General features: G+C 64.2%; 22 protein-coding genes and 1 pseudogene. 8 read left to right on the top strand and 15 right to left on the bottom strand.

The window, feature by feature from the left end; translation table 11 throughout:
* Positions 1-4 precede the first annotated feature (4 nt).
* From NOV72_RS22250 to NOV72_RS22230, 5 genes are all read right to left on the bottom strand, one after another.
* The gene (locus tag NOV72_RS22250) at positions 5-502 is read right to left on the bottom strand and encodes an Lrp/AsnC family transcriptional regulator (protein WP_106856724.1); all 498 of its coding nucleotides are present in this window, start codon (positions 500-502) and stop codon (positions 5-7) included.
* A gap of 43 nt (positions 503-545) precedes the next feature.
* Positions 546-1955 (bottom strand): aspartate aminotransferase family protein, encoded by a 1410-nt coding sequence (locus tag NOV72_RS22245; protein WP_106856723.1) that lies wholly within the window; start codon positions 1953-1955, stop codon positions 546-548.
* A gap of 163 nt (positions 1956-2118) precedes the next feature.
* Complete coding sequence (locus tag NOV72_RS22240; protein ID WP_106856722.1) at positions 2119-3045, bottom strand: 2-hydroxyacid dehydrogenase; 927 nt, start codon at positions 3043-3045, stop codon at positions 2119-2121.
* Positions 3046-3049: 4 nt separating this feature from the next.
* Complete coding sequence (locus NOV72_RS22235) at positions 3050-3922, bottom strand: GNAT family N-acetyltransferase (protein WP_106856759.1); 873 nt, start codon at positions 3920-3922, stop codon at positions 3050-3052.
* Between the two features lie 70 nt (positions 3923-3992).
* The gene (locus NOV72_RS22230) at positions 3993-5186 is read right to left on the bottom strand and encodes a YbfB/YjiJ family MFS transporter (protein WP_106856721.1); all 1194 of its coding nucleotides are present in this window, start codon (positions 5184-5186) and stop codon (positions 3993-3995) included.
* A gap of 97 nt (positions 5187-5283) precedes the next feature.
* Here NOV72_RS22230 and NOV72_RS22225 point away from each other — a divergent pair, with 97 nt between their 5' ends.
* On the top strand, positions 5284-6144 hold the full coding sequence (locus NOV72_RS22225; RefSeq protein ID WP_106856720.1) for a LysR family transcriptional regulator: 861 nt from the start codon (positions 5284-5286) through the stop codon (positions 6142-6144).
* Here the strand turns inward: NOV72_RS22225 and NOV72_RS22220 are convergent, their stop codons facing one another.
* Positions 6145-7662, bottom strand: coding sequence for a hypothetical protein (locus NOV72_RS22220; RefSeq protein WP_106856719.1), 1518 nt, complete (start codon positions 7660-7662; stop codon positions 6145-6147). It lies immediately after the preceding gene.
* A gap of 97 nt (positions 7663-7759) precedes the next feature.
* Between NOV72_RS22220 and NOV72_RS22215 the strand changes: the two genes are divergently transcribed.
* Positions 7760-8092 (top strand): cupin domain-containing protein, encoded by a 333-nt coding sequence (locus NOV72_RS22215; protein WP_106856718.1) that lies wholly within the window; start codon positions 7760-7762, stop codon positions 8090-8092.
* Positions 8093-8121: 29 nt separating this feature from the next.
* On the opposite strand, the gene NOV72_RS22210 is transcribed toward NOV72_RS22215, so the two are convergent.
* Positions 8122-8364 carry a hypothetical protein gene (locus NOV72_RS22210; RefSeq protein ID WP_106856717.1) on the bottom strand — a complete coding sequence of 81 codons (243 nt, stop codon included), beginning with the start codon at positions 8362-8364 and terminating at the stop codon, positions 8122-8124.
* A 200-nt stretch (positions 8365-8564) separates the two neighbouring features.
* On the bottom strand, positions 8565-8948 hold the full coding sequence (locus NOV72_RS22205; RefSeq protein WP_106856716.1) for a nuclear transport factor 2 family protein: 384 nt from the start codon (positions 8946-8948) through the stop codon (positions 8565-8567).
* Between the two features lie 162 nt (positions 8949-9110).
* Here NOV72_RS22205 and NOV72_RS22200 point away from each other — a divergent pair, with 162 nt between their 5' ends.
* The gene (locus NOV72_RS22200) at positions 9111-9917 is read left to right on the top strand and encodes an NAD(P)-binding domain-containing protein (RefSeq protein ID WP_106856715.1); all 807 of its coding nucleotides are present in this window, start codon (positions 9111-9113) and stop codon (positions 9915-9917) included.
* Here the strand turns inward: NOV72_RS22200 and NOV72_RS22195 are convergent.
* Positions 9881-10510: a TetR/AcrR family transcriptional regulator gene (locus NOV72_RS22195; protein ID WP_106856714.1), complete on the bottom strand. Its 630-nt coding sequence runs from the start codon at positions 10508-10510 to the stop codon at positions 9881-9883. The genes NOV72_RS22200 and NOV72_RS22195 overlap by 37 nt on opposite strands.
* Before the next feature lie 127 nt (positions 10511-10637).
* On the opposite strand from NOV72_RS22195, the gene NOV72_RS22190 reads away from it, so the two are divergent.
* Positions 10638-12674: an NADH:flavin oxidoreductase gene (locus tag NOV72_RS22190; protein WP_106856713.1), complete on the top strand. Its 2037-nt coding sequence runs from the start codon at positions 10638-10640 to the stop codon at positions 12672-12674.
* Between the two features lie 17 nt (positions 12675-12691).
* Here the strand turns inward: NOV72_RS22190 and NOV72_RS22185 are convergent, their stop codons facing one another.
* Positions 12692-13285: a BPSL1445 family SYLF domain-containing lipoprotein gene (locus tag NOV72_RS22185; RefSeq protein ID WP_106856712.1), complete on the bottom strand. Its 594-nt coding sequence runs from the start codon at positions 13283-13285 to the stop codon at positions 12692-12694.
* 153 nt (positions 13286-13438) lie between these two features.
* On the opposite strand from NOV72_RS22185, the gene NOV72_RS22180 reads away from it, so the two are divergent.
* The gene (locus NOV72_RS22180) at positions 13439-13903 is read left to right on the top strand and encodes a septal ring lytic transglycosylase RlpA family protein (protein ID WP_106856711.1); all 465 of its coding nucleotides are present in this window, start codon (positions 13439-13441) and stop codon (positions 13901-13903) included.
* Here NOV72_RS22180 and NOV72_RS22175 read toward each other — a convergent pair.
* Genes NOV72_RS22175 through NOV72_RS22165 form a run of 3 tightly spaced genes read right to left on the bottom strand, consistent with a single transcriptional unit; the run spans position 13900 to position 18484 of the window.
* Entirely contained in the window at positions 13900-15285 is a 1386-nt protein-coding gene (locus NOV72_RS22175; protein WP_245933128.1) for a sigma-54-dependent transcriptional regulator, read from the bottom strand. The genes NOV72_RS22180 and NOV72_RS22175 overlap by 4 nt on opposite strands.
* The gene (locus tag NOV72_RS22170) at positions 15278-17119 is read right to left on the bottom strand and encodes a sensor histidine kinase (protein ID WP_106856710.1); all 1842 of its coding nucleotides are present in this window, start codon (positions 17117-17119) and stop codon (positions 15278-15280) included. The genes NOV72_RS22175 and NOV72_RS22170 overlap by 8 nt, the downstream gene beginning before the upstream one ends.
* Before the next feature lie 6 nt (positions 17120-17125).
* Positions 17126-18484, bottom strand: a complete 1359-nt coding sequence (locus tag NOV72_RS22165; protein WP_245933127.1) for a 2-hydroxycarboxylate transporter family protein — start codon at positions 18482-18484, stop codon at positions 17126-17128.
* Positions 18485-18907: 423 nt separating this feature from the next.
* Here NOV72_RS22165 and NOV72_RS22160 point away from each other — a divergent pair.
* A pseudogene (locus tag NOV72_RS22160) lies at positions 18908-19618 on the top strand (GNAT family N-acetyltransferase); the annotation flags it as partial.
* A 37-nt stretch (positions 19619-19655) separates the two neighbouring features.
* On the opposite strand, the gene NOV72_RS22155 reads toward NOV72_RS22160, so the two are convergent.
* Both NOV72_RS22155 and NOV72_RS22150 read right to left on the bottom strand, forming a co-directional pair.
* A complete protein-coding gene (locus tag NOV72_RS22155; protein ID WP_106856708.1) occupies positions 19656-20054 on the bottom strand; it encodes an FKBP-type peptidyl-prolyl cis-trans isomerase in 399 nt (132 codons plus the stop codon).
* A gap of 50 nt (positions 20055-20104) precedes the next feature.
* Positions 20105-20401, bottom strand: a complete 297-nt coding sequence (locus NOV72_RS22150; RefSeq protein WP_106856707.1) for a DUF4148 domain-containing protein — start codon at positions 20399-20401, stop codon at positions 20105-20107.
* 239 nt (positions 20402-20640) lie between these two features.
* Here NOV72_RS22150 and NOV72_RS22145 point away from each other — a divergent pair, with 239 nt between their 5' ends.
* Positions 20641-21903, top strand: coding sequence for an MFS transporter (locus tag NOV72_RS22145; protein WP_106856706.1), 1263 nt, complete (start codon positions 20641-20643; stop codon positions 21901-21903).
* 57 nt (positions 21904-21960) lie between these two features.
* Positions 21961-22890 carry a LysR family transcriptional regulator gene (locus NOV72_RS22140; protein ID WP_106856705.1) on the top strand — a complete coding sequence of 310 codons (930 nt, stop codon included), beginning with the start codon at positions 21961-21963 and terminating at the stop codon, positions 22888-22890.
* The last annotated feature ends 29 nt before the right edge of the window (positions 22891-22919 follow it).

Here is a 22919-nt window from a genome sequence, read left to right as displayed (position 1 = left end):
CGCCTCAATGATGATGCTGGGAAAACAGCGTTTCGAGCGGATAGTGCGTTTTCACGAACGCCGTCTTGATGATGACATAGCTGAAGTACTTCTCGATGCCGATGCCACGCTCCAGCAGCCCTTCGATGATGCTCTGGTAATGGCTCACGCTGCGCGTGACGAACTTGAGCAGGTAGTCGTAACCGCCGCTCGCGAGATGACACTCGACGATTTCGTCGACATCCTTCACGGCATTCACGAAGTTGATGAAGTCCTCGCGGCGGTGATCGGCGAGTGTGACTTCGGTGAAGACCACCTGCACGTCGCCGAGCTTTTCGAGCTGAATCTGCGCGCCATAGCCGACGATATAACCCGCTTTCTCCAGCCGCTTCACGCGAATCAGACAAGGGCTGGGCGACAGACCGACCGCATCGGCGAGCTCCACGTTCGTGATGCGCCCGCGCTTCTGCAATTGCGAGAGGATACGCAGATCGATTCGGTCCAGCTTGCTGTCGGTGCTCATCGCGGCGGGGTCGGTCTCGCATGTCGGCGGTCGGTCGATGTTATCACGCAGCCGCGCGGGAACCGAAGCTCGATCCGCCTTGCAACGCGTCGCGCACGTCGCTTTGCGCGAGCACGTCATCGAGCGTTTTCGTGAGGCGCTCGAACAGCAGGTCGAAGTTCGCTTCCGTGTAGCACAGCGCCGGTGCGAAGCCGAGAATGTTGTCGCCGAATGCGCGGAACACGAGGCCATTGCCATACGCTGCGGCGGCGATGCGGTCGGGCAGCTTGAGCGATGCATCGAAGCCGCGTTTGCTTTCCTTGTCGGCGACGAGTTCGAGCGCGCCGAGCAAGCCGCGATGACGCGAATCGCCGACGAGCGGATGGTCGAGCAACGCGTCGAGCCCTTGCGCGAAACGCGGCGCCTGCGCCTGGCCATTCGCGAGCAAACCGCCTTCGTGATAGAGCCGCATCACTTCGAGACCGATGGCCGCGCTCACCGGATGCGCCGAATATGTGTGGCCATGACCGATGACCGCGGATGCATCGGCGCCATCGGCGATGCCTCGATAGATTGCATCGGACATGAGGACCGCGCCCATCGGCGCATAGCCCGCCGTCAGGCCCTTCGCGACCGTCATCAGGTCCGGCTCGACGCCTTCGCCTTCACACGCGAAGAGCGGACCCGTGCGGCCGAATCCGGTGATGACTTCATCGGCGACGAAGAGGATATCGAGCTTGCGGCATGCGTCGCGCATCGCTTTCAGCCAGCCGGCCGGCGGCACGATCACGCCGCCCGAACCTTGAATCGGCTCGCAGAAAAATGCGGCGACGTTGTCCGCGCCGAGCTCCGCGACTTTCGCTTCGAGCGCCCGCACCGATGCCGCGATGAGCGCGGCGTCATCGGCGTAATCGCTGCGATACGCATACGGCGAAGGAATGTGATGCTGCGTCGAAAGCGGCAGATCGAAGTTGCGATGGAACGCGGGCAGCGCGGTCAGCCCCGCGCCGATCGACGACGAACCGTGATAACCGCGTTGCTGCGCGATGCAATGCTTCTTCGACGGACGGCCCGTCGCGTTGTAGTAGTGCGTGATGAAGCGCAGCGCGGAATCGACGGCATCCGAGCCGCCGAGCGTGAAGTACACGTGTTGCAGCGACGCCGGCGCGAGTTCGACGAGCTTCGCGGCGAGTTCGATCGCGGGCTCGGAGCCGAAGTGAAAATAGCTCGTGGCGTAGGGCAGTTTCGCCATTTGCTTCGCGGCGGCCTCGACGATGCTCGCGTGCCCATAACCCGTGTTCACGCACCACAGGCCCGAGAAAGCGTCGAGCAACTGCTTGCCTTCGATATCGCGCAGGAACACGCCATCGGCGGAATCGAGCACGGTGACGCCGCGCGCTTCATGCGCGCGATAACTGACGACGGGATGAATCAGATGTTGACGGTCGGACTCGACAAGCGACTTGATCGACATGATGCGGCTCTCTCTTCGCGAAGGGGCGGAATGGCTCTTGACCGTTTCATACTATCGGCAGAGCGGCATCGCGCGCATCGCCAAAAAAATCGCCAAAAAGCAAAATCGCGGCGTTTTTCAGAGGGCGCGCAGCATTTTGTGCTGCGCGCGTCCGACGCAGCGTTCAGTAGCCGCGCGTCCGGTCGATTTCGCCGATCATGCGCTCTCCCGCGCGATGACGGCGCAGATTTTCCAGCACGACATCGACGGCGCTTTCCGGCCTCGTCGCGCTCGCAATATGCGGCGTCAGACGCACGCGCGGATGCGTCCAGAACGGATGCGCCGGCGGCAAAGGCTCGGGATCGGTGACGTCGAGGATCGCGGCATGGAGATGGCCGCTGTCGAGCGCATCGAGCAAATCCTGCTGGATCACGTGCGGGCCGCGCCCGACGTTGATGAACGACGCGCCGCGCGGCAGCACACCGAACACACGTTTGCCGATAAGCCCGCGCGTCGCGTCCGTGAGCGGCAGGAGGCACACGAGAATGTCGGTGCGGGCGAGGAACGTATCGAGCGATTCGATGCCCGCATGACATTCGACGCCTTCCATCTCATGCGCCGAACGGCTCCAGCCCGCACAGTCGAATCCGAACAGACGCAGCGTTTTCAGCACCGCCATGCCGAGCATGCCGAGACCGAGCACACCGACACGCCGCGTCGATGCCGCGCGCACCGGCATCTCGCGCCATACGCGCTCGCGTTGCTGCGCGGCGTAATCGAAGAGATCGCGATGAAGGGTCAGCACCGCCTGCGTCACATATTCGACCATGCCTTCGACGATGCCCGGCTCGGTCATCCGCACCACGGCGACATGCGGCGGCACGCCCGACAGATCGAATTGATCGATGCCCGCGCCGACGGAAAAGATCACGTCGAGATTGGGGAAGGTTTGCATGACGCCGGCGGGCGGCTGCCACGCGGCGAGATAGCGCACGGCAGCGGGATCGCCGATGTCGGGCCACACGCGGAACGCCACGTCCGGCGCTTTTTGCGCGAAGTGCTGCGCCCATTGACGGCCGCGTTCGGGATCGGCTTTATAGAGAATCGTCATGGTGTCAGCCCAGCGCCTGATTGATGATCGCGAATTGCGCGACGGATGCGTCGTGCGGCGGCGTGCCGTTGCGCGCCATCTTGACGACCGTATCCACGCGTTCGAGCCCGATGCTTTCGAGCCAGTCCGACAGACCGCTTTCCTCCGGCGTGTCGATGCGCGTGAACGTGCCTTCGAGCGTCGCGAGCGCATGCGCGATGAGCGCTTGCGCGCGGTGCGCGTGCTGCTGACCGGCGGTGACGGCCACCACCGGCCCGATCGCGTGACCGCGCCCGAACGCGCGAATGAGCGAGAAGCCGAGCAATTCGCCATCGCGTTCGAGCACGATGCCTCGCGCGATGTTCAACAGCGCGGGCAGAAGCGCGTTTCGGTCGAGTCCGCCCGCGCGCGATGCCAGATCGACGATGACCCGCGTATCGCCCGGTTCGATCGCGCGCAGCCGCTCGCCTTCGGGCGGGTCGATGACGGGCACGTCGAAAGTGGCCGATTGATGCTGATGGATCGCGCCGATGCGTCCGAAGCCGAGCTTGGCGTAGAGCGGTTCGCCCGCAGGCGTCGCGTGCAGCACGGTGATTCGGTTGCCGAGCGCGTCGAGCAACAACGCCATCAGCTTGCGGCCGATGCCTTTGCCCTGACAGTCGGGCGCCACGATCACCATGCCGAGCGATCCGCCATCGTCGCCATAGGTCCAGCACAGCGCGGTGCCGACCACACGCTCGCCGTCCTGCGCGATGAAACCCATCCCGGCGTCGAGCACGAAGCGCCAGTCATCGGCGCGATGCGGCCATTTGACTTCGACCGAAAGCGCGTGCGCGGCGGCGATGTCACCGGCAGTGAAGGGGCGATAGAGAAGCGCGGATGTTTCAGCGGCGGACACGGCATGCTCCACGTGAGAGTATGCCTGCGACTTTGACACGCGGCCCCGTCGCGCGGATAGGACGATCCTGCTATCGCTGCTTGCCGCGCATGCCGAGCAAGATCAGTCCGACTGCACCGAGCGCGAGCGCCGCCGCCGCGATCCACAGCGCGATGGAGAACGTTCCCGTATGCGTGGCGATCGGCGCCGCGACGAGTGGACCGGCGATCTGTCCCAGCCCGTATGCGGCGGTCGCGTATCCCATCAGGCCGGCGGCGGCTTCGCCGCGCAACCGGCGCGCCTCGCGCATCGCGAACAGGGTGATCGCGGTGAACGGCAAGCCGAGCAGCGCGCTGCCGATGCCGAAGCCGAGCGCGCTCGGAAACACGATGCCGAGCAGTATGCCGAGCGCCTGAATGACATAGCACGCCGCCGACAGCAGCCGGTTGTCCCACGACAGCGGCAGCCGCGCGGCGATCAGCGCGCCCGCGATCAGCGCCAGCCCGAACGCCGGCCAGAACAGATCGGGCCAGGGCGAGCCCGGCAACGCCTGTCGCGCGATGACGGGAAGAAACGTCGCGGTGATGATATAGCCGAACCCCGCGAGGCTATAGAGGCCGACGAGCCCGATCGAATCGACGTGCGTCGATGCGGCCGCCGCGCGATCGGCGGCGTTCGCGCGAGCACGCGTCGCCGGTGCGTGATGCACGAGCGTCTTCCACACGAGCGCGCCCGCCACGCCCGACGAGACCGCGAATCCGATCCATACCCAGGGCGCGGGCACGTCGAGCGCCGCGGCCGCCGCGCCGAGCAAGCCGGTCGCGACAATGCCGACGCCCGGTCCCGCATAGATCACGCCGCCGAGGCCGTGCGCGTCGAGTTCGGCGAGCCGCCGCAAGCCCCATTGCGACGCGAACACGAAGGCCCACGCGCTGACCACGCCCGCCGCGAAGCGTATGGCCGCCCACACCCAGAAGACATGGACGACGCCCATCGCGAGCGTCAGCGCGATCGTCCAGACGAGCGCAAGGCGCACCATGCGCGCGTGATCGATGCGGATCGCCGCGCACGACAACGCGCCGATCAGATAGCCCGCGTAGTTGGCCGATGCGAGCCAGCCGCCGTGGCGGATATCGAGCGCGCCGCTTTTCAGCATCAGCGGGAGCAGCGGCGTGAAGGCGAATCGGCCGACGCCGAGCGCCACCGCGAGCACGACGGCGCACGCGAGCGCAGCGTTGCGCGCTTGATGAACCGGCAGCGACGAAGCGTGAACGGACGAGGCCATGATCGGATGAGCGTATCGGAAACGAACCACATCCTAACTTGACCGATGTATCTTGAAAAATGAATAATCGAGATGAAATCAATCTTCTGGAAAGATCATGGATTTGTCGGCATTGACGATTTTTCGGGCCGTCGTGCGCGAGAACGGCGTGACGCGGGCGGCGGCTAAGCTCAACCGCGTGCAGTCGAACGTGACGACGCGCATTCGTCAGTTGGAAGAGACGCTCGGCACGGACCTCTTCATCCGCGATGGCCGGCGTCTCGTGTTGACGCCCGCCGGCGAAACCCTGCTGCCCTACGCGGAACGTCTGCTCGCGCTCGCCGAGGAAGCGCGTCACGCGGTCAGCGAGAATCGTCCGCAAGGGCGTCTGCGGCTCGGGACGATGGAAAGCACCGCCGCGAGCCGTCTGCCGCGCGTGCTGGCGGCTTACCATCAGCGCTGGCCGCAGGTGACGCTCGAACTGGCGACGGGCGTGACGCGGGCGCTCATCGAGAGCGTGCGCACGTTCGAAGTGGACGCGGCGGTGATGGCCCGTCCGATCGAGCCCGACGCGCTGCCCGCCGAGCAGTTCGAGTTCGTGCCTGTGTTCGAAGAGGAGCTGACGCTCGTCACGCCGCGCGGACAGCATCCGGCGACGGCCACGAATCTGACGCTGGTGGCGTTCGAGCACGGTTGCGCGTACCGCTCGTACGCGATGCGCTGGTACGAGCAGCAGGGCATCAGGCCGGCGCGCGTGCTGGAGCTGGGTTCGTATCACGCGATCGTCGCGTGCGTGGCGGCGGGGGCGGGCGTCGCGGTGGCGCCGCGCTCGGTGCTCGAACTCGCACGGCTGGATGACGAAGTGGACCTGCATCCGATGGGCGAACTCGGGCGTGTCGATGCGCTGCTCGTCTGGCGCAAAGGGCACGTTTCGGCGGCGCTCAACGCGATGCGCGATTTGCTGGTGCCGATGAAATGACTAACGATGCAACGCCGTCAGTGTCGGTCCGGCGATACGGCATGCGACGCTCGAATCAGCGGGCGGCGTCAGCGCATAGACCGCGTAGCCGCGGCGGATCGCCGGCGCGCGGACTTCTCGCAGATGCCATCCGGTCGATTCCAGATCGCGGGCGAGCGAGGACCAGAAACCGGCCGTGTCCTGCATGATGACGGCGTACGTCGCGCCGGATGTCATCGCGATGGACGACACCGCGAGCCGCCGATCCTTGCCCTCCGTGGGCGCCGTGCAGGCGCGGTGATAGACGACGTTGCGCGGCGTTTTCAGCCCGACGAGATCGACGAGCCTGAACGACGTCGCGTAGGACAGATAGCCTGCATCGTGGATCAGCAGCGTGGCGTCGGGCGGAAGGTTCGTGTTGACCCACTTCGCCAGCGACACATATTCCCGGGCAGTGAGAAGTTCGTCCGCGTAGTAGTCGTTCATTCCGACGGGCAGCATCAGCGCGGTCCATCCGGCCAATATGACGAACCACATCCCGCTCAGCCGCGACGTCTTCAGGTAATCCAGCGTCAGATACAGAAACACCGGCATCAACACGAAAAAGTAACGGCCGTAGTTATGGATGAAACCGCCGGGAAACGTCGCCCACAACGCAAATAAAAACGAAACGACGTACAGGAATAGCGGCGTCCACAGTCTGGAGCGCCATGCAAGCGCGGCGAGCGCCGCGAGCGGCAGAAGCCCGGATTGCAACATTCCGACGATCAACATGCCCGCTTTCGCTTTCCAGGGCGCATGCTGATCGGCGAAGTAGAGTTGCTTCGCGTTGGCGGTCGTCGGAATCAGCGAGCCGATGGAGAGCCACGTCCACGTCAGAAACGGCAGCGCTATTCCTGCCGCGATCAGGACATCGCGGATCGCCCATTTGTGCTCACCGGCTCTCACGCGCATCCAGAACTGCCGGGCCATCAGCAAGCCGGACAGCGCCGCCAGTTCCGGACGCACGAACGGCATGAGACCGCATAGCAACGGAAGACGCACGGATCGCGATCGCTCGAGCGCGAAAGACAACGCCCACGTGACGACGGCCATCGCGAGGCCGGTCTCGAGTCCGTTCAGCAATTGAAAGGGCGTCGACCCGCACAGCACGCCGAGCGCGACGAACAGCGCGGCCGTCACGCACGACGCGCCGAGCTGGAAGGCGATGCGCGCCAGTCCCGTCGCATAGAAAACCGCGCTCGCCATTCCAATCATGAACAACGCGACGGATGAAGGCAGAAACAACGTGCCGAACGCGACGAGCAACAGATGAATCTCGCTCGTTGCGCCCGTCAGCGCAGATGTGCTGTAGTTGTGATCGACGCCGGATAGAAGTACGTCGGCGTTATGAATCGTGATGTACGGATCATCGAGCGGAAAAACCAGCGGGCGCGGCGCGACGAGTATCGACAGCAGCGCCACGACGAGCGCGGACGTCAGATAGAAGCGCGTTCTGGCGACAGGGCTGGTTTCCTTCCAAAGATGAATCCTGGACATTGCTCACTCGGATCGACGAGATTGACGGACACGCTGACCCTGTATAACGGCAATGACGCAGCGAAGTTGAATTCGAACCCAGACGCGAGGTCGATCCATGCAACTGCAAACGGGAAACCTGTTCGGTATCGAAGCGAAGCGCGGCATCGAAGAGCGGATCGACATGCTCGTCACGGGGCAGCGCCTGAACGTGGAGCGCATCGTGTCGATGGGGCACGCGAGCCCCGCAGGATTCTGGTACGACGACCCGCGCGCCGAATGGGTCGCGTTGCTATCGGGCGCGGCCGTGCTCGAATTCGAAGAGAACTCGACGCGGCACGACATGCGTCCGGGCGACTACGTTTTAATCGAGCCGCATTGCCGGCATCGCGTGGCGTGGACGCATGCCGAAGAGCAGACCGTCTGGATTGCGATCTATTTCGAACGATGAAGGCGCGTCGAGTCGGCCCCGGCCCGTGCTCAAAGCAGACGAGGGTCCTGCGTCGCGGGTTGCGGCGCAACATGCAACGGCAGCGGAAGGTTCAGTTCCTTCAGGATCGCGGCGGCGGTGGGCCACGACGCCGGCAGCGAGGGCAATCCGGGAAGCGTGTTCTCGTTGCCCGGCGGCAGGGTCACGTACGCGATGCCGCCGCGCACGGCGGACATCGTATCGCGGTCGAGGGTATCGACGCGAGGCAGATCGTTGATGGTCAAATTGGTCATGGCGGGTCTCCTGGCAAAAGTAAAGTGAATGACGACGTGTCTATCGCCATTCGTACATTTGCACGCGGCGTGCCAATGAGCGCGGAAGTCTTTGTTCATGGGCTTTGAGCCGATTTATGCGGACACGCAGCGGTGTAACGCGACGGCTCGCGAACGACAGTTCGAAGGCTTGCTGTCGGCGAGACACAGACATTCGCCTGTCAATTCATTCGCTGAACCCACTGACTTCGCCAGGCCGGTGCTTCGAATGGATAAGAAAAATATTGGGTTTCGTGAATCACCTTGCCATCGCGGAATTCCATGATGCTGACCGTATAGGCCGCCTGCCCCTGATACGAGATCATGTATTCCGTGATCCACAGATTGCCTTCGCCCTGAATGCGTTTGACATCGAAACCGGATGGCTTGTCCGGATGATGTCCCCGCAATGCCTGCAAATTCGTCCGTCCGCGGATACGTTCACCCGATTGCGGATAGTCGCATGTGGCATCGTCATCGTAGATATCGTGCTCGGCGTCGAGGTCGCCATTCGCCGATGCGAGCCAGTGCGCATTCAGCGCTTCTCGAATCCGCTGTTCGCTCATGAAGTCACTCCGAATATCGTTCGCGCCAGTCTATGCGCCGATTCGGATCCGTGCAGCGGAAGCGGCCAGGCGCGCATACGGATATAGTGCTTCGTGCAATGTGCGCCATCTGCACGATATTCGGTTCGACAACTCAGGCTTCAGCGAGGAGAAAGCAAGCGCATGATCAAGCTCGGAGTGCTCGGCGTCGGCGATCTGACCGAGAAGATGATTCGAGGATGGCATCGCGCCAGCAGCGACGCGACGTTTCTTCTCTCGCCCAGAAGCCGCGCGCGGGCGGAAAGTCTCGCCAGAGATATCGGCTGCAAGCTGATGCGCGATAACCAGGAAGTCGCGGATGCCGCCGATGTCGTGCTCATCGGCGTTCGTCCGGGACAACTCGACGAACTCGCGCAGGAGATCAGGTTGAAGCCGGACGTTCCGCTCATTTCCGTCGTCAGCGGCGTGCCGGCCGGCGATTTGCAGCGGATGTTCGGCGCCCGCGAATGCACGCGCGCGATGCTGTCTCTCGCTGCGGAGATCAATCGCTCGACGGTCGCGATTTATCCCGCCGATTCAGCGATGGCGCCACTGCTCGCGGCGCTGGGCAATCCCGTACCGCTCGCGACCGAACGCGAATTCGAACTCGCCACCGTCGGCGCATGCATGAACGGATGGTTCTACTTCCTGCTTCACGACCTTCAGCAATGGTTCGTTCAGAAAGGCTTCGCACCCGAAGACGCGAGACAACTGGTGCTCAGTGGCGTCGAAGATTGCGTGGCGTACTCGCGATACAAGTCGTCATCGGAGATTGGGGAAATCGGTTCGTCCATCGCGACGGCGGGCACTTATACGGCGCAAGGCCTCGATGTGCTGCAAAAACTCGGCGCCAATGCGGCATGGCAAGCCGCCTGCGAGCATGTGTTCGAGCAACTGACTCCGAAGGAACACGCTCACTCGAATTCGAACTCGAACCCGCGCCGCGAGTAGAAGCGCTGAAGCTCGTGCTTCTTCGGCCGCACGCCCGTGAAGACTTCGACGTACTCCGGAATGCGCATCATGCGAACGGACATGTCTTCGTCGGGCTTCGTCGACACATAGCCGGCCTGCGTGAAATAGGCGACGCGCGCGCGAACATCCGCGGCGCGCGGCTCATAGTCGAATCGCTCGAATAGCGCCGTCAGCGCGGCGATGCGCTGCGCATCGTCCTGAGCCATCCGTTGCGCGATGTCCGGCGACTGCTGCGCCCAGTTGCGGATCGCAGCCTCGAAGCGCGAGTCGAAAATCGTGTCGTCGAACCAGCAGTCGAAGACGTTCAGCATCGCTTCGCACACGCTGTCCGCGTAAGCCTCCGTGCGTGCGATCCAGTTGCCCGTGTTCTTCTCTTTCCATCGGTCGAGCAGGGCGGCAAGCAGTTCCTCGCGATCCTTGAAGAACCAGTAGAAACTCGTTCGCGAAAGATTCAGCTTTTTTGCGAGCGGCAGGATGCGAACAGCCTCCACGCCGCCTTCGAGAAGGCCTTCGAACGCCGCGTCCAGCCACATGTCGGCGGAGCCGCGCACCACGTCGAGCGTCTCGTCCATTTCATTTTTTTCCGGATTCAATCCGTTCACTGTACACCATTGTCTCCCTACTTGACACATGTGTACATAACTTCTACTCTTGGTTCACAACAGGCGTTTCGTCCCCACTCGCTTCGATGAGGCATTCATGTCCACGGATCCGTTGCTGCAGCCGTACACGCTGAAACACCTTACTTTTCGCAACCGGATCATGACGACGTCGCATGAGCCGGCGTACGCCGAGGACGGGCTGCCGAAGGAGCGCTATCGCGCGTATCACGTCGAAAGGGCGAAGGCGGGCATCGCGCTGACAATGACGGCGGGCTCCGCGGCGGTGTCAAAGGACAGTCCGCCGGTCTTCAACAACATCCTCGCGTACAAGGACGAAGTCGTGCCGTGGATGAAGGATCTCGTCGACGAATGCCACGAGCACGGCGCGAAGGTCATGATCCAGTTGACGCATCTCGGCCGGCGCACGCGCTGGGACAAAGGCGACTGGCTTCCCGCCGTCTCGCCGTCGCACAATCGCGAGCCCGCGCACCGGGCTTTCCCCAAGAAACTGGAGGAATGGGATATCGAACGTATCGTTCGCGATTTCGCGGATGCGGCGGAGCGCATGAAAGCAGCCGGCCTCGACGGGCTGGAAATCGAGTCCTATGGTCACTTGATGGACCAGTTCTGGTCGCCGCTGACGAACACGCTCGAAGGTCCGTATGGCGGCTCGCTGGAGAACCGCATGCGCTTCACGTTCGACGTGCTGCGCGCGATGCGCGGGCGCGTCGGCGAGCGCTTTCTTCTCGGCATTCGCTATACGGCCGATGAAATGATGGCGGGCGGCATCACGAAGGAAGAAGGCATCGAGATTTCGAAGCGCCTGAAAAACAGCGGTCTCGTCGATTTCCTCAATGTGGTTCGCGGGCATCTGGAAACCGACGCCGCGCTCACCGACGTCATTCCGATCATGGGCATGAAGAGCGCCCCGCACCTCGATTTCGCGGGCGAAATACGGCGAGCGACGGACTTCCCCACGTTCCATGCGGCGCGCATTCAGGACGTCGCGACCGCGCGCCATGCGATCGAGTCGGGCAAGATCGACATGGTCGGCATGACGCGCGCGCACATGACCGATCCGCATATCGTGCGCAAGATCATCGAGCGCAGGGAAGACGATATCCGGCCTTGCGTGGGCGCGAATTACTGCCTCGACCGCATCTATCAGGGCGGCATGGCGCTGTGCATCCACAACGCTGCGACGGGCCGCGAACTGGAGATGCCGCACACGATCGAGCCCGCCGCGACGAAGCGCAGGATCGTGATCGTGGGCGCGGGGCCGGCGGGTCTCGAAGCGGCGCGCGTCGCGGGCGAGCGCGGGCACGATGTCGTCGTGCTCGAAGCGATGAACGATCCCGGCGGCCAGATTCGCCTGACCGCGCAGAACGTTCGCCGCAAGGAGATGATAGGCATCATCGACTGGCGCATGGCGCAGTGCGAACGGCTCGGCGTGCGGTTCAAGTTCAACACGTGGGCCGACAACGACACGGTGCTCGCGGAGCATCCGGACGTGGTGATCGTCGCGACCGGCGGTATGCCGCACACGGAGATTTGCAGCGAAGGCAACGAGCACGTCGTCTCGTCGTGGGACATCATTTCCGGCGATGTGAAGCCCGGCGCGAACGTATTGATCTTCGACGATGCAGGCGATCACGCCGCGCTGCAGGCCGCCGAAACGATCGCGCAGGCCGGCGGCAAAGTGGAAGTGATGACGCCCGACCGCTCGTTCTCGCCCGAAGTCATGAGCATGAATCTCGTGCCCTACATGCGCTCGCTGCAGAAGCTCGCGACGACGTTCACGGTGACGTTCCGCCTCGAATCCGTCCGGCGCGAAGGCGGCGAACTGGTCGCGACGATCGGCAGCGACTATGGCGGCGTGAAGAAGGAGCAGCGCCACGATCAGATCGTCGTCAATCACGGCACGATTCCGATGGACGAACTGTACTTCGAGCTGAAGCCTTTGTCGTCGAACCTCGGCGCGGTCGATTACGACCGGCTCATCGACGGCAAGCCGCAAGTCGTCGAACGAAATCCGGAAGGGCGCTTTCAGCTTTTCAGGATCGGCGATGCGGTGTCGGCGCGCAACACGCACGCCGCCATCTACGATGCGCTTCGTCTCGTGAAGGATCTGTAGGCGCCTTTATCGGCGGATCACGGGCTCAACCGGCTGACCTTCGTTCCTTCGAGCGACACGCCCGCCATGAGCCCGGCATTCGTCAGCACGAAAACCTCGACAGGATTGGTCGCCGTCGTCGTATCGAGCTGGCCGTTGGCGCCCAGCTTCATCACCGCGACGGTCGCGTCGGTGCCGACTGCCCAGCCGTCGCGCCGGCGGAACTGCGCGAGCGCGTCGTCGGTCAGGAACACGTAGATCAGCGCCTTCGACTGAGCGCCGATCTGCAAGCCGAACGAACCGCCCGCCGTGCTGTAGTAGCCGTCGGTTCGACCATTCACACGCAGCGCGCCTTCGCCGTATTGCGCGCCGAGCCAGAAGCCCGCCGCGATCACGCGGGGAAAAACGAGCACGCCGCGCGCCTTGCTCACGAGTTCGCGCGATCCGTTCACGGACACATAGAGCCGCTGCAACGTTGCATCGACGGCGGCGTCGATGGCGCGATCGCGGTCGGCCGTGCCGGCGGCGGTTTCACCGGACGATGGACCCGTCGTCGTGCATCCGCTCACGCATAGCGCCGCCGCCGCAATGCCGCCCGCCAACAAGAGACGCCTTTTGTTCTTCTGGTTCATAGGGTTCCCGTGATCAACAGTTCATAGGCTCTCGCACTATACAAGTTGTCGTCCGGCGTGTGCAGACCCAACGCTTGGCATATGAACAGACGGAAACGGATCGATTACTGCTACTCGAAGCAGAGGAGATGTCGAGTTCGAGAGGAAACGAACATGAAGCGGCTTCGCGCATTCGTATGCATGATCCTGTCGTGCTGCTTGAGCACGGTGTATCCGGCGTCCGCGAGCGACCCTCACGCAAAGGCCAAGTCCACGCATGAGCGCGGCATCGACCGAAGCGGCAAACCGCGCAAGGGCGAGGCCTCGTACTACGGCCATAAGTTCTACAAGAAAAAAATGGCCGACGGCACGCGGATGAATCCGCAATCCGACTCCGCAGCCAGCAAGACGCTCCCGCTCGGCACCAAGGCGCGGGTCACGAATCTCGAGAACGGCAACAGCGAAGTGGTGCAGATCCGCGATCGCGGCCCGTATGTGAAGGACCGCATCGTCGATGTATCGCCGCAAACCGCGGACAAGCTCGGCATCAAGAAGGAAGGCACCGCGCCCGTCGAGGTCAAGCCGATCGAAGTCCCGCAACCCGATGGCACCGTGAAGCCGGGCACGGCTTCGCGCTAGTCGTCCTCGCGCTCCGGCTGGGCATCGCGCGCGGAGATGTTGAACTGCCGCAGCTTGTGATACAGCGTCTTGCGCGGCATGCCGAGCGCCTCGCTCGCCGCGCCGACGTTGCCGTTGTGACGCCGAAGCATGTCGTCGATCAGCACGCGCTCGATATACGCAAGCTGCTCGTTCAGCGGCGCTCCGCCGCGCGGCCGGTCGCCGGAAGGAATCAACTGGTCGCCCGCGAGGCCGAGCACGAAGCGATCGGCGACGTTCTGCAGTTCGCGCACGTTGCCCGGCCATTGATGCGCGGTCAGTTCGGACACCTGCGCGGCCGTGACCGTCGGCGCATCCTGGCCGAAGCGCTGCGCCGCCGCGAGCACGAAATGTTCGAAGAGCAGCGGCACGTCTTCACGACGCTCGCGAAGAGGCGGCAGGTCGATCAGCGCGACGTTCAGCCGATACAGCAAATCGGCGCGAAAGCGTCCTTCGGAAGCAAGCTGCGCGAGATCGGTCTTGGACGCCGCGACCACGCGGCAATCGACGGCAATCGATTCATTCGTGCCGAGCCGTTCCACGCGCCGTTCCTGCAACACGCGCAAGAGCTTGATCTGCAGCGCGATTGGCATGGTCTCGATCTCGTCGAGAAAGAGCGTGCCGCCGTCGCTCCATTCGATCTTGCCGACGCGGTTCTTCGTCGCGCCGGTGAACGCGCCCGCTTCATGACCGAATAGCTCGCTCTCGAAAAGCTGCTCGGGCAGTCCGCCGCAATTGAGCGCGACGAAGTGATGCGCGCGCCGGCGTCCGTAGTCATGCAGCGCCCGCGCGATGAGTTCCTTGCCGGTGCCCGTCTCGCCCGTGATGAGCACCGACACCGACGTGTCCGCGAGCCGCAGGATCTTCTTGCGCACGTCGGCGATGGCCGGCGACTTGCCGAGCACGAGCGCCTCGATGCCGCGCCCGTTTTGCAGCGCGGCGCGCAAGCCTTCGACTTCCAGCGTGAGCCGGCGCTTCTCGACGGCCCGCGCGACGCATCCGGCGATCTGCTCCGACGAGAACGGCTTCTCGATGAAGTCATAGGCGCCGACGCGCATCGCGCCGACCGCCGTCGAAATGTCCGCGTGGCCGCTGATGAGCACGACGGGAATCTGCGCATCGACCGCGAGCACGTGTTGCAGCAGTTGCATGCCGTCCATGCCGGGCATGCGCAGATCCGAAACGAACACGACGGGCGTGCCGGGCACGGCCGCGGCCAGCGCGCTCGCCGCCGATGCATGCGATTCCACCGGGAAGCCCGCGAGCGCCACCGCCTGTTCGACGCCGAGACGCACGTTCTCGTCGTCCTCGACGATCACCACGCGGATGTCGTCGCTTGTTTGCCGTATCGGGCTTTTAGTCACTGTCAGCGCTCCTGCCGTTCGCCGCTACGAATTCGATGGTGAATTGTGCGCCACCGCCTTCGAGATTGACAGCCGCGATCCGCGCGCCGAAGCCCTCGACGATGCGCGACGTGATCGCGAGTCCGAGCCCGAGGCCATGTCCGCTCGGCTTGGTCGTCACGAACGGTTCGAACAAGTGCGCGAGTACGTGCGGATCGATGCCGGGCCCGTTGTCGGCGATGAAGAAGTTCACGCGCGCGGGATCGCCGGCCCGGCTCGCGCCGACGCGAATGCGCGGCGTGTCGCGTCCGGCGAGCGAATCGAGCGCATTGCCCAGCAGGTTGACGATCACCTGTTGCAGACGCCCCGGCTCGGCCTCCACGATGGCATCCGGCGCGATGTCGATATCGAAATGCACACGTTCGTCGCGGATACGCGCGTCGTACATGAGCCGCGCATGGGCGACGGCGTCGCCGAGCGCGACCGGAACGGTGTTCGTCTCGGGCTTTCTCGCGAACGCCTTCAGCTCCGCCGTGAGCTGCGCCATATTCCCGACGAGCTTGCCCACGCGCTCCAGATTGGCGATGGCCTGCGCGGGCTGGCCGCGCTCGAAGAACGTGCGCGCGTTGTCGCACAGCGTGCGAATGGCGACGAGCGGCTGATTGATTTCGTGCGTCAGGCCGGCGGCCATCTGTCCGAGCACGGCGAGCTTGCCGGCGTGCACGAGTTCCTGTTGCGAATCGCGCAGCTTCTGCTCGGTGAGCACGCGTTCTTCGATCTCCTGTTGCAGCGCCGCCGTGCGCTGCTGCACGGTCGCTTCGAGGCGGTCGTTCGCGCGTTGCAATGCGTCCTGCGCCTTCAGCCGTTCGACGATCACGCGCCGCCGCTGCACGGCATAGAGCCCGTAGAGTCCCGCGATCAGGAATGCGCCCGTCACGAACGCGAAGGCGAGCTGCTGCTGACGCCGCGCCGTCGAGAGATCGAGGGCGACCATGATCGCGTCGCCCGCTTGCGGCGCGCTGCGCGACATCACGAGATAGCGCCGCGCGCGGCCGGGATGCGTCCAGTCGGGCAGGCGCGCGAACCACGCGCCGCTGCGCCAGTCGTCGAGCCGTTCGTAGCCGAGGTTGTCGACCTTGCGGCCCGCATACTGGCGCGATGCCTGAATCTGCTCCTGCCGGTTCGCGGCGATAGGCGCGAGCGCGGTGAACTTCCACGCGGGCACGGTCGAGATGACGACGACGCCGTTGCCGTCGACGACCATCGCGGCTTCGTTCGGCACGCGCCACGCGGATTCGAGCGGATCGACGCTGATCTTGACGGCCGTCGCGCCGAGCACTTTGCCCGCGCCGCGCACCGCGCTCGCGAAGTACAGCCCCGGCTGGCCGGTGTTCGTGCCGATGCCGAAGAAGCGGCCGCTGCCGCCCGCGATCGAATCGGTGAAATACGGGCGATACGCGACGTTCGTTCCGACGAAGCTCACCCGCTGATTCCAGTTGCTCGCGGCAATGACGTCGCCATTCAGGTCGATGACATCCACCGCGACGCTGCCCGCGTCGTCGTTGACCGCTTGCAGATAGCCGTTGACGGCGGGAAGGAGCGCGCGCCGCGCGCCGGGCGGCGCTTCGAGCAGCGCCTTGATGCTGTCCTGGCGCGCGGCGATCGCGGGAAGGATCTCATAGCGCCCCAGCTCGCTCCTGAGACTCGCGGCGTACAGATCCAGCCGATGCGCGCCCGCTTCCGTCAGTGCGTCCACGCCGCGATGCCAGGCGACTTCCACGGCGGCGGCCGCTGTGGCCAGATAGAGCACCAGGCTTGCCGCCAATGCCCACAGGGGAACGCCCGACATCGTCATACACGGTCATCCGAAATGCGCCAGCACCAGCAAGGTCAAGGTGACGACGATCGCACCGCCGATGCGCGTCGCGATCTGCGCGAAGGGCATCAGTGTCATCCGGTTGGCGGCCGTCAGGATCGCCACGTCGCCCGTGCCGCCCTGGCCGCTGTGGCAGGCATTCACGATCGCGGTGTCGATAGGGTACATCTTCATCAGCCGTCCGACCACGAAGCCCGTGCACATGAGGGTTGCGACCGTGACGACGATGGTCACGATGTTCGCCACCGTGAACGCCGCCATCAGCTTGTCCCAGGGCGTCATCGCCACGCCGATCGCGAACAGCAGCGGATAGGTCACCGCCGTCGAGAAGAACTTGTACACCACGAACGCGCCTTCCTGAAGCTGCGGCGACACCGCCCGCGCGAGCTTCACCAGCACCGCGAGGAACAGCATGGCCACCGGCGCGGGCAGGCCGAACATGTTTCTGCACATCAGGCCGAGCAGATACAGCGTGATCGCCGTGATGCCCGCCGCCGCGATGTGCGTCACGTCGATATGTCCGCTGATCTCTTCCTTCACCGGGTCCATCTCGTCCTGCTCGCCGACCTGCAGACGGCCCTGGCCCGTCAGATGCGGAAAGCGGCGGCCCACCATGTCGAGCATGCCGGACAGCACGATCGCGGTGAGGCTGCCGAGCATCACGGGCGGCAACACCTGCGCGAAGAGCTCGCCTTGCGGCAGATGCATGATCTCCGAATAGCCGATCGAAAGCGGAATCGCGCCCTCGCCGACGCCGCCCGCCATGATCGGCACGACGATATAGAGCAACGTGTGACGCGCGCCGAGCCCGAGCGCCGTGCCGACCAGCGTGCCCACGATCGCCGCCGCGATCGAGCCGACCGCGAGCGGAATGAAGATCTTGATGAAGCCTTTGATGAGCACGCGCCGGTCCATGCTCAGAATGCTGCCGACGATGATCGACGCGATGAAGAGATAGAGAAAGTTCGTCTGCTTCGTGAACTCGGTCGTGAGATTGAGGATCGGCTTCGGCAGCAGGTGATAGTAAGTGAGCGCCGACGGTATGAACGTCGCGAAGATCGCCGCCGCGCCGATGTTGCGCACGAGCGGCATGCGCTTGCCGATCTCGGCGCACGTGAAGCCGAAGAAGGCGAGCACGGCGATCGCCATCGAGATTTCGCCCGGCACCTTGCCCGTCACGGCGAATCCCGTGATCAGGGCGAGCAGCAGCAGATACACCGGCAGCGGAATGATGCCGATGCGCGTTTCCATCAGCTTCCACCAGCCTTCGGGCCAGAAGCGTTCCTTGTTCGTCGATGCTGGTTGCGCCTCGTCGTGCGGCGCGCTTTGAGATGTGATGTGCACGAATGTCTCCTTGCTGTTTGGGTGATGCGGGTGCTGCAATCCGGACGGCGGGCGCGCGTGTCCCGCGCCGCGCCGGGCGGATGATTGGGGGTGTCGTGTCGGGGAAAGCGGGGGCCGCCGGCTATCGGAAGAATGCGGATGTGCGCCGAGGCAATGGCAGGATCAAGATGTCGTCTCCGTTGTTGGCTGGCCCTCGGCCGCGAAAGGCGTTCGCGGCGGGGTCTATGCCTGGTACAAGGCAAGGGCCGTGCCAAGAGAGACGCGCCGATGCGACACGTCAAGTCGCTGATTTCATGACGATTTTTATTTGACGGAACCGGTCGGGCGCGCGCCGTTCTGAAATTTCAGAATCAGTCCGTTTTGATGGCCGAGGTTTTAGACTGTGAACTCATCCCTTTTAGCGCAACCGGAGTGCCTTCACGCATGACGAGAACCAACGAGTATCAGCAACTCATAGGCGAAGCGGTCACGGACTGGACGCCGCGCGAACGGCCCGCGCGCATCGGCATCGATGGAAGGCATTGCCGCATCGAGCCGCTCGACGTGGATCGCCACGCCGCCGATCTCTTCGACGCCTACGCGCAGGCGCAGGATGGCCGTGACTGGACGTATCTCTTCGTCGGACCGTTCACGGACTTCGACGTGTTCCGCGACTATCTGACGAAGGCCGCCGCGTCCGCCGATCCGCTTCACTACACCGTCGTCGATTCCGCGAGCGGCAAGGCGGTCGGCACGCTCGCGCTGATGCGCATCGAGCCCGTGCATGGCGTCATCGAAATGGGCAGCGTCACGTTTTCGCCGTTGCTCAAACAGACGCGCATATCGACCGAAGCGCAATATCTGTTGATGCGTTATGTCTTCGACGAGCTGGGGTATCGCCGCTACGAATGGAAATGCGACAGCCTGAACGCGCCGTCGCGAAAGACGGCGCTTCGGCTCGGCTTCGAATTCGAAGGCATCTTCAGGCAGGCGATCGTCTACAAGGGACGTAATCGCGACACGGCCTGGTACGCGATCATCGACGAGGACTGGCCGCGCGTTCGACGCGCATTCGAGCGCTGGCTCGCCGACGACAACTTCGACGCGAGCGGCAAGCAACGCGCGTCGCTCGCGCAGTTGCGGGACGAGGCCGCCTAGACAAGCGCCTCGCCCGCAAGCGCGCGGCGCCCGATTACTTCTTGATTTCGAGCAGCTCGACCTCGAACGTCAGGTCGCTGTTCGGCGGGATCGCGCCGACGCCGCGATCGCCGTAAGCCGTTGCTGCGGGGCACGTCAACTTCGCCTTGCCGCCGACCTTGATCTTCTGCACGCCTTGCGTCCAGCACGGAATCACGCGGTTGAGCGGGAAGGTCGCGGGGCCGCCGTGCTTGCTCGAACTGTCGAACTCGGTGCCGTTGGCGAGCGTGCCGCGATAGTTGACGCTCACGGTGTCGTCGGCTTTCGGTTGTGGGCCCGTGCCCTGTTTGATGTGTTCGACGACGACACCCGACGGCAGTTTGTCGACGGCGTTGGCGGCGAACGCGCTCGATGCGATGGCCGATGCTGCGAGCAAAGCGATGACTGATTTCATGCGATAACCTCGTTGGAAGGAATGCCGATTATATCGGCAGGCTTCCCGCCTCAATCCGCGCGCGCCTGCGGACACTCCGCCTGATACCAGCGATCCACCTGACGCTGCGCCGCGTGCAGGTCGTCCGGATAGTACGGGTCGTACCACTTCGACGGGTCGTAGCCCGCCCGCTCCAGCGCCGCGAGTTCGCTCAGGTTGCGCTCGCGCGAGGGCGGCGCGTGATTTTTGAGCGCGGTGAGATCGCGGCATTGCGTTGCGCTCAGGTTCGTCGTGCTTTGCTGCATGCCGCCCGCGGCGCAGCCGGCCAGCGCGAGCGCCAGTGCGGAGAGCATCGATAGTCGTTTCATGGTGCGTATTCCTTTGATTCGGACCGTCCATCCGAAGTATCCCTAGTTCGGCCGAAATCCGCTCGACCTGCATCGCCCAAGCCCGGCGACGCCTGCGGCCGCGCCATTGTTCGCATATCGCAAATGACGCATTCGCCGGTTCGCCCGTTCTTTTCAGAACGCGTCTGGGCCACCCTTTGTTCCATCGACGATGCCGAGCTTCGACGAAGCGGCCCGCGATTCTGACTCAGGAGACAAAGATGACCTCGAAACGGTGGGATACGTCCTACGAATGGAAAGCCGTGACGCTGCTGGCGCTCGGATTCGGCCTCGTGGGCCTCGACCGGTGGCTGATCGCGCCGCTGTTCCCGGCGATCATGAAGGACCTGCATCTCACCGCGCAGGACGTCGGCAACTGCATCGGCATATTGGGTCTCTCATGGGGCGTGTTCGCCGCGCTGATGGGCGGCATCTCCGACAAGATCGGCCGGCGCAAGGTGCTGGTTCCCGCGATCATCGCGTTCTCCCTGTTGTCCGGCTTCTCGGGCGTCGCGGGCGGTCTCGCCAGTCTGCTCGCCGTGCGGGCGCTGATGGGCGTCGCCGAAGGCTCGTTCTGCCCGACGAGCTTCGCCGCGACCGCCGACGCTTCTCATCCGAAGCGGCGCGGCTTCAATCTCGGGCTTCAGCAAAGCGGCTTCGCGCTCTTCGGGCTCGCGCTTTCGCCGATCATCGCGACGCAACTGCTCAACGTGGTCTCGTGGCGCTGGGTCTTCGCGCTCGTCTCCATTCCCGGCCTGATTCTCGGGCTGCTGATGTTCTTCGTGATCCGCGAGCCGCGCGCGATCGAGCCGGCGTCCGTGGAACGGCAGGCGCCGGTCGCGCGGGGCAACTGGCGCGACGTGCTGAAGCGCCGCAACATTCGCGTCGCGATGATCGCGCTGTTCTGCGCGATGACCGGCGTCTTCGTGCTGGGCGCGATGCTGCCGCTTTATCTCACCGAATACCTCGCGCTGGACACGCAGCGCATGGGCATCGTGGTGTCGGCGATCGGCTTTGGCGGCTTCGTCGGCCAGTTCGGTTTGCCGGGGCTCTCCGATCTGGTCGGGCGGCGGCTCGCCAGCATCGTCGGGTTCGCGGGGACGGCGGTCATGCTGTACGTGTTTCGCGGCGTCGGCGCACAGCCGCTGATCCTGTTCGTCGTGCTGTTCGTCGCGTCCTTCTTCACGCTGGGCCTCGTTTCGCTGCTCTCCGGGCCGGTCGCGACGGAAGCGGCGCCCGTCGGCATGATATCGACGGCGATCGGCATCGTCGTTGGCGCGGGCGAAATCTTCGGCGGCGGCGTGGCGCCGGCGCTCGCGGGATTCGTCGCAACACGATTCGGAATCCATAATATTCTCTGGCTGCCGATCTGCGCGGTGCTGCTCGGGATCGGCGTGAGCCTGCTGCTCGAAGAAACCGCGCCCGCCAAGCTGCGCCGGAATGCGCGAGCGATCGAACTCAACGGAGTCGGGCAGCCCGAGTAAGCGCGCCTGCACGCAGCGGATAAACTGACATGCTGGACGCCATCGAAAGGGACCAGCATGGATCGTTTTCTCAGCATCGAGGCCTTCGTGCGGGTCGCGGAGACCAGCAGCTTCGCAGAGGCGGCGCGCCAGCTCGGGGTCGCCAGTTCGGTGGTCACCACGCGCATCCAGCAACTGGAGAAGTTCCTCAACGTGCCGTTGTTTCACCGCAGCACGCGGCATGTGCGGCTTTCCGATGTCGGCGAGGCGTTCTATCGGGACTGCGCCGAAGTGGTGGGGCGCGTCAACGAGCTGACCGACCAGATGCGCGAGTTGCGCGCGACGCCGACCGGGCGCCTTCGCATCCAGATGCTGCCCGGCTTCGCGCTCGGTCACTTCGGCGCATCGCTTGCCGAGTTCAATCGCCGGTATCCGGGCATTCAGCTCGATGTGATCGTCAATGACCGCGTTGTCGATCCGATCGAGGAAGGTTTCGATGTCGCGTTCCAGATTTTCCCGCCGATCTCCGAATCGCTCGTCGAGCGGCGTCTCTTCACCGTCCGCCGCTTGTTTTGCGCCGCGCCTTCGTATCTGAACGCGCATGGCGCGCCGCGGCATCCGCGCGACTTGCTCGAGCACAGGACGGCGCTCTATTCGGGCTATCCGTCGCGCAATCGCTGGACGATGACGCGCGGCGAAGAGGTCGTCGAAATCGAATTGCCCGGCATCGTCCGCTCGAATTCCGTTCACTTGCTGCACGACTACGCGCTGACGGGCGGCGGGATCGTGTGCCTGCCGACGCTGGTCGCGAGCGCGTCGCTGCTGGATGGCTCGCTCGTGCCGATTCTCCCGGACTACGCGCTCTCGCCGATGAACTTCGCCGCCGTCTATCCGGCGACGCAACGTCAGGGGCTCAAGGTGAAAGCGCTGGTCGAGTTTCTCGCCGAGCGGCTGGGCCCGGAACCGGCGTGGGACGTGCCGCTCATCGAGCGCGGCTGGGTGAAATAGACACGCAACTAATGGTCTCTCGCGCAAAC

The sequence above is a fragment of the Caballeronia novacaledonica genome, from assembly GCF_900258035.1.
GTDB lineage: Bacteria > Pseudomonadota > Gammaproteobacteria > Burkholderiales > Burkholderiaceae > Caballeronia > Caballeronia novacaledonica.
Note: the sequence above shows the minus strand (reverse complement) of the source record. Positions and strands in the feature narration are given on the sequence as shown.